Raw genomic sequence first — 12745 nt, forward strand, 5'->3', positions numbered from 1 at the left:
TATCAACACTTTAAAGATAAAGTGACAAGTTAGGAAGTCCAATATAGTGCTCACTCTAAACTGACTCGCTATATAAAGATTTTTGCTTGTTCAAATAGCTCTAGATAAAAAATCCCGCCAATGTTCTGCACTGGCGGGACGTAAAATTTACAAAAGTAACGGCTAAAGATGAATACCTAACTGTCGGTTTTCAAAACCTCTTCAACCTCTTCTGCTCAAGCTAATCTGTTCAAGCTTTTCTATTCCGAACTAAGCTTTTAACATCTGAGACATCTCTTCTCTAACTTGTGGTACCGTCAAGCCAACGATGATTTGCAGGCTATCACCATTTCTTACCACGTTTACCGCACCTTGCTGTTGGAAATATTCCGTTGGTTTAACAAGTTCAGGATTAACCACTTTAACTCTAAGGCGAGTGGCACAGTTAGTTAATAAAGCGATGTTTTCCTCTCCACCTAATCCATCCATAAATGCCGCTGCTTGTGATAAATCCATGCCCGCACCTGCTTTAGCCGCTTTGTAATCCGCCTTGCTATAAAGCTTTGCCTCTGCGTCATCGCGTCCCGGAGTCATGATATTGAATTTCAAAATCAATGTTTTGAACAAAAAGAAGTAAATCGCAGTAAAGCTAAGACCAATGGCAATTTGAATGACATAGGTTCCCATATGGTTTGCACCTAATGGCATCCAGTTCTGGAAAATAAAATCGATAAGACCCGTTTGGAAATTACCTGACACACCCATAGTAAACGCCAATGTTGCCATCGTTGCTGAAAGTAGTGCATGCAAAGCAAACAGAGCTGGAGCAATAAACAGAAAGGTAAATTCAATTGGTTCGGTAATACCGGTAAGAATAGCGGTTAAAGCCGCACCGACAACCATACCCATAACCATTTTTTTCTTTTCCTGTTTCGCAGTTGCGTACAGCGCTAATGCAATACCCGTACAACCAAACACCTTGCCCATACCAGTTAGCATCAAGCCACCTTGAGGGAACTGATCTGTCAACGGTAATTCACTTGCCGCGAACTGCTGCATATTCTCGATCCAATAAGCAACCGTTCCTCCATCGATGGCTACAGGGCCAAAGAATACAGGACCATACACAAAGTGATGCAAACCAGTTGGAATAAGAATTCTTTCTAAAAAGGTGAATATCCACACCCCAAAGGCACCTGCGTTAACCAAGAAGGTTTGCAAGTTGTTGATGCTGTCCTGAATACTCGGCCAGATGAAACAAGTCACGATGGCAATGGCAACCATAATTGGAAAACTGATAATAACCACAAGTGGTGTACCACCAAACACCGCCGCCCAGTTTGGCAGTTTAAAATCAAAGTAACGGTTATGAACCCAAACCGAAATACTCGCAACCAAAATAGCACCAAGCAAGTTTGTATCTAATGTAAGGATGCCACCAATTTCAGTTAAACCGCGTTCGCCTGCTGCGTAATTGACTCCGAAATCTGCTCCCCAAAATTGCAGAATGCCACCGATGACATAATTAAAAGTAATGTAGGAAACGAGGGTAGCCAGCACAGCACGTCCAGAAGCAACTCGCGCTAAAGCGATAGGCAAGCCAACCGCAAAAATTAGCGACATATTTTTGAACACAGCTAAAGATGCTTGAAGCAAAATAGTGGAAACGCTGTGCCAAGTTGATCCTGGAACTGCCCAAGGGAACAGGTCTTGGTTGAGCAGCAGCACAGTCAAACCCAATAGCATACCCGCTGCAGGGAATAGGAGTACCGGAACAAACATTGCAGCCCCAAATCGTTGTATCACGTCTTTCATAATAAACCTCATTTAATTGTCATCATTGAGCCTGCGAGACACAGGCTCAAATATTTTTATTTTGAAAATTGTTGTAAATAGGAATGGTTTTCTGCCAATACCTCATCGACAATCGCTATCGCAGTAGGGACATTCACGACAGTACGGTTGAGGGTTAAAGCATTAATTAGTTTTTGACGACTGCCTTCATACCATGCATCAACAACCAACTTTTCGTAACCTAGCTGGCTTTCAATCATGGCTTTCTGGAAAGTAGGGATTTTTCCAACAGCAAACGGCAGCGGCCCATCGTTGGTCAATGAACAAGGCACTTCAACCATGGCATCATCTTGAATGTTGGAGATAACCCCGTTATTTGGAACAATAACTAAGTAGGTATCACCCATGTTGTAAGCCAATGACGCTGCTACGCGAACCATATAACGACCATGAATGTCCGCATGTAGTGTTTCGTTAGCGGTTGTTCCAGCATCGATGATGCGCTGATTCAGTTCAAATACTCGCTTATTGCGTCCGTTTATAACCTGACGTCCACGGGTATTATTAATATCTTCTTTAGAGACCATTTTCTCTGGGTAAAGATAGTATTGCAGATAGGTGTTCGGCAGGTACTCTGGGTTATCTTGCAATAGCACTCTCATGTTTTGGAAAGTGGCTTGCCAAGAAGGGTCGTCTACAATTTCAGGGTCTACCGCAGTAATACCTTTATTAAGGATGATGTTTTTGATTTCATCCGTCAGATCTTGACCTTGTTTGTTCTTAATTTTGCTAAACCAGCCATAGTGATTAAGACCAAAATACTCAGGAACCAAATCCCAGAATTCGCAACCCAATATTTGTGCGTAGCTGACCATAATCGCCGCAGGCATATCGCAGATATTTAAAATGCGCTTATCCTCTGGAAACTCTCGGTTAAGTGCTTCGGCAACAATGGCCGCTGGATTAGTGTAATTTAGAATCCAAGCTTCTTTACTGTAAGCACGGATTTCATCAACCAGTTCAATCATGTCACCAATAGAACGCAAACCATAAGCCATTCCACCTGCACCACACGTCTCCTGACCTACACAACCATGAGCTAGTGGAATTTGTTCATCCCGCTCACGAGCCTCTAAGCCACCAGTACGGATCTGAATAAAGAAAAAGTCCGAATTAGCGAAAGCGAGTTTTTTATCTGTGGTGTAAATAAACTCTTCTACTTCTGGGTACTTCTCGCGAAAAAGTATCTCTGTCGCTTTAGCATTCGACTCTTGGCGTTCTGCATCAATATCATAAAAAACCACTCTTTTTAGCGGAAAGGTCTCTTTCTCTGCTATTAGGCTGTTCATCATCCCCAATGTATAAGTGCTGCCAGCACCTACAACAGTTAAATTTTGTTTTTTCATAATCAGTATCACCTCATTTATCAATGACGCAAATGTATCTTAAAAGTATCCTTTATGGAATACATTTAAGATACGTAATGCTCATTTCAGTGATCTAGATCGCTTAACCTCAGAGTAAAAGTATCCTTAATGTATTATCGATTGAAGAATTTGTTATCATGCGGCAAACAATCATGAGGGGATAAAATGAACAAACCGCGTTACCTGCAAATAGCCGAACAGCTCATAGACCAAATCAATAATGGAGAGCTTGCCGCTGGTTCTATATTGCCAACAGAAAGCGAACTACAAGAAAGGTTTGGTGTGAGCCGAGTAACCATTAGAAAGTCGATGAAACTACTGGTTGATAAAGATTTGCTGTTCAGGAAGCGAGGCAGCGGGACGTATGTAAAACCACCAAAAGCGACCCATAACGCCATTCAACTTAGTGGTTTTGTTGAAGAAGTGTCTAAACAAGGAAAAACCCCAAGTTCAAAGATAATCACGTTTGAAGTCATTGAGAGTGATGCCATTATTGCGGAAAAACTGCACCTTTTAGAAGGTGACGAAGTGTACTCTATCCGTAGATTAAGGCTAATTGATGACGAACCTGAGATTCTTGAGCACACCTATTTACCAGTTAATATGTTTCCAGATCTTAGTATTGGTGCAATGCGCAGCTCTAAATATGAGTACATTGAGAACACCAAAGGGCTTAAAATCAAGCTTTCTCGTCAAACTGCTAAGCCTGAAATCTTAACCAATCCAATCGCAAAAGAACTAAATGTTGCAGAGAAATACCCAGTCATTCGCGTCGACTCTGTCGGTGAATTGGATGATGGCAGAGCATTTGAGTACTCAATACACTACTTTAGACTAAACCAATACAGCTTTGATTATGTTGCCTATAGAGAGCTAAGTTGATTGCCGGATGACAACCAAATAGGCATTAAGAGAAAAATATACAAGGTCGCGTTCAATGAACATAACAACATTCTCAAACATAGTCGGTGTATCAGCGTACACGCTTCGATATTACGAAAAAATCGGTCTGTTAAAAAACATACATCGTTCCACTAGCGGCCATCGATTCTATACACAAAATGATGTTGAATGGGTTGGGTTTATTGTCCGTTTAAAAAATACCGGAATGGATCTTGAAAGAATTCAACAGTATGCAGATTTAAGAGAATTAGGAGACCGTACTTTGCAGCAAAGGAAAGATCTTTTGGAGCAGCATCGTATAAAATTAAAATCAAACATCGAATCACAGCTCACTCACCTAACAGCACTTGATGAAAAGATTGTCTTCTATGAAGAAAAAATATCCTCTTGACTTAGAGTTAACTCTAACTAGTAACCTTCTGTAACCAAACATACAAAGGGTTAGAAAATGAGCAATACAAGATACGAAAGAGGCCTCAAGAAACTAGGTCAAATTGATGGCGAAGCCGGACACAAAGTAATAGAAAGTCTTAAAGATGTTTGCCCTGATTTGGCAAAGTTTACCGTTGAATACCCATTTGGGGATATCTACAGCCGTGCTGGACTAGATTTAAAATCTCGTGAAATCGCGACAGTAGCGGCATTGACCGCTTTAGCAAACTGCCAACCACAACTTAAAGTACACTTACATGCTGCACTAAATGTTGGTTGTACCGAAGAGGAGATAAAAGAGATAGTTCTTCAAATGTCTGTTTACGCTGGTTTTCCCGCTGCGTTAAACGGTATGTTCGCAGTAAAAGAAGTATTAGCAGAGCGCGCAAACAACCAAGAGTCTTAATTTCAATACCTCTAGTCATTAGAACAATGAGTTAGGCAACCTGCTCCTAGCTCATTACTCTAAATTTGGAAACTATCTACAGAGACTATCTATAAACGCCTTAACCCTACTTCCATCAAAGCCATCCATAAACATCTGTTTTCTCTATTATCAGTGAATCACCTAAAACTATCGGCTATGTCGATAGGAAAAATTGAAGTCAAAGAGCTCCAGAATTCCGACTTAAGCGTCGTTTAGAACAGATTGCCCTTAAAGCAATGTAAACATTTAACATTGCGACTACACTATAAAGGTCCATTAATTCATGGAGTTTCGGGCTTAATAAGCTCATAAATGTAACGTTATTGTTATAAAACTCAGTTGCCTTTCATCGTTTAAAAGGTTAGTTTTATTAGCATTCACTAAGGCTATATGGTGAGCTATATGGTACGAACACTTAATTTATTGTTTACACTCTTTTTTAGCAGTCTGGTGTTTTCTGAAGAGTCTTTGACCTTATACGTTGTAAATTATCCTCCTTATATGATTGTTAATGCTGACAATGAAATATCAGGAATGGATGTTGACGTTGTCTCTGCGGCCTTTCAAGAAAGCGGACAGTCTGTGGTATTTGAGGTGCTGCCTTGGAAACGTCAGATGAAACTGATGCAAGTCGGCGAAATAGTTGGCGGCCTGTCATGCAGTAAACGAGAGGGACGCGAAAAATACATGCTCTTTAGTGATTCTATCAGTACGACTCAGCAAACGGCGATCAGCCGAAAAGGCACCAATACCGATCAAATTACCAAGCTCTCCGACTTAAAAAACTATAGCGTCACCACCATTTCTGGTTGGGGAACAGAAAATCAATTAAATGATAACGGTATTGCCTATGTCCCTTCTAAAGATATGCGTTCTGCATTGGTGAGTGTGCTTCATCGTGGCGTAGACGTTTTTTACAGCTCAGAGATCCCAACAATGCACATTGCAAAAAAAATGAATGCACAAGATGAGCTGAAAGTTACCTACTTAGACGATGTACCCGCCAATAAACTTCATTTATGTCTTAGTCAGTTTTACCCCAATAATGATGAGGTTGTCGCCTCGTTCAATCGTGGACTAAACATAATCATGCAGAATGGAAAATACCAAGAAATACAAAGAAAATATTTTTAGAATGCAGTAGATAAGTAGGCGTATATGAAACTGAGTATTTCCATAAAACAGACTGTGTATATTTTTATCGCATCGATGCTTTGTGGTGGTATATCTTCTCTGGTTAACGTTTATCTTCTGTTACAAAAAGATAGAGTTGAACAAGCGAAAAGTATTGCTCGTTCCGTTGACTTACATAGAGATACACTCAGTAGTGCGGTTTACACCTTAGACGAAAAACAAACAGATGGAATATTAACCTCACTGATACGGCAACCATTGATAAAACGAGCAGCGTTTTATGATGATTTCGATGATGTTCTAGGGGATAAAACTCGCCCAGAAACCTTTACCATGTCCACCCACCTTCAAGTCGCCTCCTATTTTGCTGATATACCTTCACAACAGTCTTTTGAGATCGGTGTCAACTCAAGAGATCGGCACGCCACTTTAGACATTTATATTGATGAATCGGTATTAGCCAAAGAACTGGTTGGGGCATTGCAGACCAACATTACTATTTCGCTGGCTTTCACATTGTTGCTGGCAACGATTCTCGTGATGTTGAGTTACGTTTACGTCTCTAAACCGGTGATGAGAATTGCTCAATGGGTGACAAATTTAGGCACCAGTAAAAACATCTTCCCACTGCCCTACACCAAAGAAGATGAACTAGGGGTTTTGGTTGAACAGTTCAGCAAAGAGTGGCAAGCAAATCAGACAGCGTCAAAAGAACTGACCAAAATGTTGGAGAGCCTTAAACAGAGTGAACGCTTTTCTCGTCTATTGATGGAAAACTCCAGTGACGCAATGTTCCTTTGCCACCCGGGAACGCATGTTCATCTCGTCAATAATTTAGCAGAACAACTGGTTGGAGAGAGCTTCGACCAGCTCAAAGGGAGAAGCTTAGCTGAATTTAGTTTGAACTATACCGTTAGCGATATGGAAGAGCTGTTTCAAAAAATCGCCGTTCATACTGTCTACAGCTTTGATGATGCCTTTGAAAAAACCGTGGAAGGAGAACGCATCAATGTGCACTTAGATTGCCGAGCGACACACATTGACGTCGACGGTAACGAGTTTGTGATGGTCAATGCTAGGGATGTAACTGAAAGAGTGAATGCACAAAGAAAGATTCATGAGCTAGCCTACTATGATGCGCTAACACACTTAGCCAATCGCAGTCTTTTCTCTCAACAGATCGAAGAGTTAATCATAGAACATAATACCAATCACCAATATGGCGCATTGATTTACTTTGATTTAGACCAGTTTAAAAAGATCAATGACTCTCTTGGGCACTTTGTCGGTGACCGCGTATTGATAGAGGTAGCATCGCGCACCAGAGAAGTATTTTCCACCAAGGCGGTGTGTGGCCGATTGGGCGGCGATGAGTTTGTTATTGCCCTACCAAATCTCGCCGATAATCTTGATTATGCAGCAGAGAAAGCGATGTTGCTGTCAAACTCCCTGTTGTCTTGTCTCTCTGAGCCTTTAGAAGTTGATGATATTACTCTGCATGCCACCGCCAGTATTGGCATTGCCTTTTTCCCTGATGAGAATGTCGATGCTAACGAGCTAATTCGACGAGCAGATACCGCGATGTACAAAGCCAAGTCACTGGGCAGAAACGGCGTACAGTTCTTTGAGCGAGAAATGCAATACGCCGCCCAGCATTTGCTTGAACTCGAAGAAGGCATTTATGAAGCACTGGCTCAAAACCAGTTTGAAGTTTGGGTTCAACCTCAAATAGGCAATAACAACAACCTGTTGAGAGGGGAGATACTTGTTCGATGGAATAACCCTAAACATGGCTTGGTTATGCCCGGTTTTTTCATTCCTCATGCTGAAGAGAGTGGGCTCATTATCGATATCGATAAATGGGTGCTTGAAGAGAGTATGACTCTCTTAACCAAATGGCGCGAAGAGGGTTGTTTAAGTCAGTTTGGAAATCTGGCTGTGAATGTTAGTCCTGCGTTTTTTCTGCAAGTAGATTTTGTCGCCTACATTACCAACTTACTCAATAAGTATGATATTCCCGGCCACTTTATTGTTCTGGAGATAACAGAAAACCTGTTGTTAAATAATTTTGAACTCGCTAAAAACAAGATGCTTCAGTTAAAAGCAAAAGGGATAGCATTTTCTATCGACGATTTTGGTACCGGTTATTCCTCGCTAAAATACCTAAAAGAGCTTCCTCTTGATGAGCTAAAAATTGACCGTTCTTTTGTGGAAGGCCTCACCGACGGCTCGGATACGACGCCACTGATAAAAGTCATACTGACGATGGCCAAAAGCTTAGACTTGGATGTCATTGCCGAAGGGGTTGAGACTCGCGCTCAACTGGATTCACTTATTAACCTAGGTTGCGAGAACTTTCAAGGCTACTATCTTGGCTACCCCGTTCCTAGCGATGATTTTATAAAAGAAGGCATATCACCTCAAAAACGAAGCCGTTAAACGTTCAAAAGATAATGGGTGAAATGTTCTGGTTGTCGAACGTAAGCCCCTATAAATCTGAATACTGCAGCGTATTAGCAAATGATCGGCAGTTCCATTTCAACCCTGTGCATGTTTGGTCCCCACCCATTCTCCACTTCAGATAACACGACTGCACCATGCTTTTCAAAAAATTGGTATGCTTTATGACTAGTAGAAATCACCATTACCTTTGCTTTTAAATCAATAGCTTGTGACAACACATGGCCCATGATGAAAGAACCAATACCGTGACACTGTTTATCAGGACTTAGTAATATCCAGTCCAGTTTTACTCTACCGTTGTTTTCAGAAAACAGACCAAATGCGCCGATTATTTCCTTATCAAGCTGACATACTAGGTAACCATCCATAACCTGAGCAAGGAACTCCTCATAATCCTTTCTCTCGTTGACAGCAAAATATTCAGGGCAGTTTTTATCAAAAAGTGAAAGGCATTCATCTTCATCACTCATTAAATATTGTCGAAATGATATGTTCATAAAATCCCTTAATTATTAATATCTATTTAGCAAAAATAACAAGGGAACAATATTCCCCTTTATTAATTTTCATTCTGAGTTAGATCGTATCTCTATTTCTGGTTCACTCTCTCCTACACTGTTATTATTATCTCCACTTTCATACACAACTTCATAATACATGCCTGCTGAATCGAATGATTTCTTTAACGCCTCTATATTATGGTAATGTGTCATCACCCTACCCGATGGGAAATATAATTTTATTTTCATTTTAATCACCAAAGTTAGTTAATAAATAACAAATATAATTACTGAAGGTAATTTTTATACACAATTCGTCTATACATATAAGGGAGAGTATAAATCAGTTTTTAACCAGAAACCTGCACATAGGAGCAAAGATCAACCCGCTCGGCTACCGTTAAGTATTGCTGTTTCAGGAATCGCTAAGCATGGTACTAACTTGTCTGCATAACCGATATCAAACACCATGCCTTGGGAGGTTTCTCCAGCCATTTTTCGTTCTGGCAAATTAACAACAAATAGAGCCTGCTTGCCTTTAATTTCATAAGGGTCATTTCTTTCTCGTTTTATCCCAGATAAAATACTTCTTTGATGGTCACCAAAATCAACTATTAACTTCATTAATTTATCTGACTTATTTACGTCCAATACATCTATAATAGTGCCGACTCTAACATCTATTTTATCCAAATCATCAATTGTAATTAGCGGTTTAATCTCTGCTTGTTTCATATTTTCACCTGACTTTTTAACTGCTTCATTCATTATTCACAAGATAACAGTTTTTTTCTGGTGTTCAATTTACAAATATGCGAACCTAGCATTCCATTTGATCATGTGAAAAACGATGACCCCTTACCCTGACTTACCTCATACTCATAATAATTTGAAAGCGTTCGAATCTGTGGCGAGACTAATGAGCTTTACACAGGCAGCACTGGAACTGAATATCACCCAAAGTGCGATAAGTCGGCAAGTAAAGCAGCTAGAAACTGAATTAAACCACACTCTTATTATACGAAAACATAGGCATATCGAGTTAACAGCAAAGGGAGAAGCACTTTATAGTGCTTTAAAGGTTAACTATAAAGAACTTCAATCTGTATTTTCTTCATGGAATCAAAGTGAAACAAAAAAGGTAACGATTAAAGCGGTATTGGGTTTTGCCAATCGAGTGTTAATACCAAAATTAAAGCAGCTCAATGATAACTATCCTGAATATGAGTTTATCGTAATTCCGTCGGTTGATGAAAACGAACAATTAGCGGGTGACGATTTTGATTTGCTGGTATTCAACTCTAGAATCGGAGAGCAGTACACTGACAAGGAAGAGATCACATTTCTCAGAGAAGAGTACATGGCACCCGTATTCTCTCCAATATTAATCAAAAAAATGACTAATGAATCTCTTCTTAGCATGCCAAGATTACACGCTAGTAAAGATCATCATGACTGGAAAGAGTGGCTATTGAAGGAAAATATTCAAGATACCGCTAAGTCTAAAAATACCTCTTTTTATTCCTTAGATCTTGCGCTCAATGCTTGTGTGTCGGGAGTTGGAGCGACTATTGCTGATTTACTGCTGGTTCTTCCTGAGCTGGAAGATGGCACGTTACTATCTCCAAAAGAGTATCAAGCTCATAAAAGTGATTGGAAATATTTTTGTTACGCAAAGACGCAAACTCCAATTATAAAAGAGATAGTTAACTGGTTAGAAAACGAAACCAAAAACGACATAGAAAAATTTGAATCCCTATAATGCTAATCAGCATGCAGACTAGAATATTGATTACTGTGGCATAGAAGCCATGATTGGACAATGATCAGACAGCATTGTGTCATCACTGTCTTCTATACCATCACCGTTTTTGTCGACATAGTGAATCATCGATACCTTAAGCCTATCGAAACTCGAAATAATATGATCTATACCCTGACTTGAAGAGTATCTCTGAACACAGCTATTGAAAATACTCGTGTGGGCAGTAATGTCTCTTTTCATAACAGCATTATTGAGAAAATAATCGTTTTGGCCAAATTTATGGTTAAAGTCACCTAACATTACCAACTCTTTTGATTTGGGTTGCGTATTAACCCATTTTGTTAGTGCATCAAACTGCTCTTTTTTAACATCGCAACCTTTGCCGTTAGACAGCACATCGCCACTATGACACGCAGACTTTAAATGCACATTCATTAGTGTTGCTTTTGGTAACTGAATAACTAAACCGTACCGTAAAGAGCTGTCACCAGCTAAATCTAACTTGGTAAGATTTTCTGATGGATTGTAGTTATAGTTAACGGACTTTTTAATGGCGTAAGCTACTCGTTGTTGAGTGGTTTTGTTTTTTTTATTGTCTCGGCAATCGTATATTTCACCGGTTCGTGGGCTCACAATGAAATCATAGATATCAGTATCAAACACTCTTGCCAAAGCTTGTGCTGATTCAACTTCTTGCAACGCGTAGATGTCTGCATCCATTAATTTAGCGAACTCAGACAATCTTTCATAATCCGCATTGGTTCTTGGAGCGCAACTTGTATTACTCTTCGCAGTTAAAAACTCTACATTCCACGTAACAATTTTTAGCGAACTGGCGAAAGCACTGCTACTTACTAGAATGAGAGCAAAAAGAGTCCCTAATTTTTTTAGTGTCATAACGCCTCTCACGTTTTGTGAACTTGATTACCAACAGGTCGCTACTAATAATAGCCTAAATTACAGAAGTGGCATTCTGCGATGACATAATTTCAACCAATTGGGAGAGACACTTTTTATCTAATACTGGATGAGGCTCAATACCGGTAACCAGTACTATTTCGACCGCAGGCAGTGGCGGCATGTTATCGAGAATTTTAAGGTCATCGCTTACACTAATACTTCCCATTGCACCTACGGACAATTTCGAACGCACAATAGCGCGTTGCGCTGAAGCAGTATTACAGCAGGCCAACAACTGAAACGATATTCCTCGTTTTGTTAATCCATCAACAGCTGCGGCATGGTACTTACAGTCAGTTTGAAACAAGGTGATCGGCAGTGGTTGAGAGTTGTCTATTTCAAATTCAGGATGACTAATCCATACACCTTGGTCATTGGCTAACCAGTGACCTTCTTCGCTACCCGGTGCGCGTGTAATAATAGCGGCATCCAATTTACCGTGATCAAGCATATCTCTTAGATTAATGCTTGGCTCACTGATCACTTGAATTGAACAGGTAGGGTTAGCTTGCTGAAGGACGGAAATAACTTTGGCTAAGATGTTGTCGTTGTAATCTTCAGGGCAACCTAAACGTAAAGGGCGTTTGTTTTCATATCGTTTCACTTGATTAACAGCATGATTGTGCAAGCCGATTAACTGTTCGGCATGAGAACGTAGCGCCAATCCTGCTTCACTTAGGACAAGATTTCGCCCCTCTTTTTCAAACAAACTGACACAGAGTTCATCTTCAAGTTTTCGCATCTGGGCGCTAAACGCAGACTGAGTTCGATTAATTTGCTTGGAGGCACGAGTAAAACTGCCTGTTTCAACAAAAGCCAGAAAGCTACGTAGCGCTTCGATATCCATATCCAATTCCATCCATCGTTTTTGTTGAAGTAATCCATCAAAACTATCCATTAGTCGAACAGAAAACTATCAGATATTGTAAATTCACAATTTAATGACTTTTAAGCTAATGAC

General features: G+C 40.1%; 13 protein-coding genes. 6 read left to right on the plus strand and 7 right to left on the minus strand.

Features of this window, described 5'->3' with window-relative positions; all coding sequences use genetic code 11:
* Nucleotides 1–249: 249 nt before the first annotated feature.
* Both CHJ_RS15645 and CHJ_RS15650 read right to left on the minus strand, forming a co-directional pair.
* Nucleotides 250–1794, minus strand: a complete 1545-nt coding sequence (locus tag CHJ_RS15645) for an alpha-glucoside-specific PTS transporter subunit IIBC (protein ID WP_317918212.1) — start codon at nucleotides 1792–1794, stop codon at nucleotides 250–252.
* Between the two features lie 56 nt (nucleotides 1795–1850).
* Entirely contained in the window at nucleotides 1851–3179 is a 1329-nt protein-coding gene (locus tag CHJ_RS15650) for a 6-phospho-alpha-glucosidase (protein WP_317918213.1), read from the minus strand.
* 186 nt (nucleotides 3180–3365) lie between these two features.
* Here CHJ_RS15650 and CHJ_RS15655 point away from each other — a divergent pair, with 186 nt between their 5' ends.
* From CHJ_RS15655 to CHJ_RS15675, 5 genes are all read left to right on the plus strand, one after another.
* On the plus strand, nucleotides 3366–4082 hold the full coding sequence (locus tag CHJ_RS15655) for a GntR family transcriptional regulator (RefSeq protein WP_317918214.1): 717 nt from the start codon (nucleotides 3366–3368) through the stop codon (nucleotides 4080–4082).
* 55 nt (nucleotides 4083–4137) lie between these two features.
* Entirely contained in the window at nucleotides 4138–4494 is a 357-nt protein-coding gene (locus CHJ_RS15660) for a MerR family transcriptional regulator (protein ID WP_317918215.1), read from the plus strand.
* Between the two features lie 57 nt (nucleotides 4495–4551).
* Nucleotides 4552–4941 (plus strand): carboxymuconolactone decarboxylase family protein, encoded by a 390-nt coding sequence (locus CHJ_RS15665; protein WP_171751562.1) that lies wholly within the window; start codon nucleotides 4552–4554, stop codon nucleotides 4939–4941.
* Between the two features lie 423 nt (nucleotides 4942–5364).
* Nucleotides 5365–6096: a transporter substrate-binding domain-containing protein gene (locus CHJ_RS15670; RefSeq protein ID WP_317918216.1), complete on the plus strand. Its 732-nt coding sequence runs from the start codon at nucleotides 5365–5367 to the stop codon at nucleotides 6094–6096.
* Nucleotides 6097–6120: 24 nt separating this feature from the next.
* Entirely contained in the window at nucleotides 6121–8535 is a 2415-nt protein-coding gene (locus CHJ_RS15675; RefSeq protein WP_317918217.1) for an EAL domain-containing protein, read from the plus strand.
* A 74-nt stretch (nucleotides 8536–8609) separates the two neighbouring features.
* On the opposite strand, the gene CHJ_RS15680 is transcribed toward CHJ_RS15675, so the two are convergent.
* The 3 genes from CHJ_RS15680 to CHJ_RS15690 form a co-directional block, all read right to left on the minus strand.
* Nucleotides 8610–9056, minus strand: a complete 447-nt coding sequence (locus CHJ_RS15680) for a GNAT family N-acetyltransferase (RefSeq protein WP_317918218.1) — start codon at nucleotides 9054–9056, stop codon at nucleotides 8610–8612.
* A 69-nt stretch (nucleotides 9057–9125) separates the two neighbouring features.
* Nucleotides 9126–9308 (minus strand): hypothetical protein, encoded by a 183-nt coding sequence (locus CHJ_RS15685; protein ID WP_317918219.1) that lies wholly within the window; start codon nucleotides 9306–9308, stop codon nucleotides 9126–9128.
* 132 nt (nucleotides 9309–9440) lie between these two features.
* The gene (locus CHJ_RS15690; RefSeq protein ID WP_317918220.1) at nucleotides 9441–9794 is read right to left on the minus strand and encodes a tRNA-binding protein; all 354 of its coding nucleotides are present in this window, start codon (nucleotides 9792–9794) and stop codon (nucleotides 9441–9443) included.
* Between the two features lie 115 nt (nucleotides 9795–9909).
* Between CHJ_RS15690 and CHJ_RS15695 the strand changes: the two genes are divergently transcribed.
* Entirely contained in the window at nucleotides 9910–10821 is a 912-nt protein-coding gene (locus CHJ_RS15695; RefSeq protein ID WP_317918221.1) for a LysR family transcriptional regulator, read from the plus strand.
* A 30-nt stretch (nucleotides 10822–10851) separates the two neighbouring features.
* Here the strand turns inward: CHJ_RS15695 and CHJ_RS15700 are convergent, their stop codons facing one another.
* Both CHJ_RS15700 and CHJ_RS15705 read right to left on the minus strand, forming a co-directional pair.
* On the minus strand, nucleotides 10852–11721 hold the full coding sequence (locus CHJ_RS15700) for a hypothetical protein (protein WP_317918222.1): 870 nt from the start codon (nucleotides 11719–11721) through the stop codon (nucleotides 10852–10854).
* A 55-nt stretch (nucleotides 11722–11776) separates the two neighbouring features.
* Nucleotides 11777–12631: a LysR family transcriptional regulator gene (locus CHJ_RS15705; RefSeq protein ID WP_317919196.1), complete on the minus strand. Its 855-nt coding sequence runs from the start codon at nucleotides 12629–12631 to the stop codon at nucleotides 11777–11779.
* Nucleotides 12632–12745: the final 114 nt, after the last annotated feature.

The sequence above is a fragment of the Vibrio sp. MACH09 genome (assembly GCF_033238805.1).
Taxonomy (GTDB): Bacteria; Pseudomonadota; Gammaproteobacteria; order Enterobacterales; family Vibrionaceae; genus Vibrio.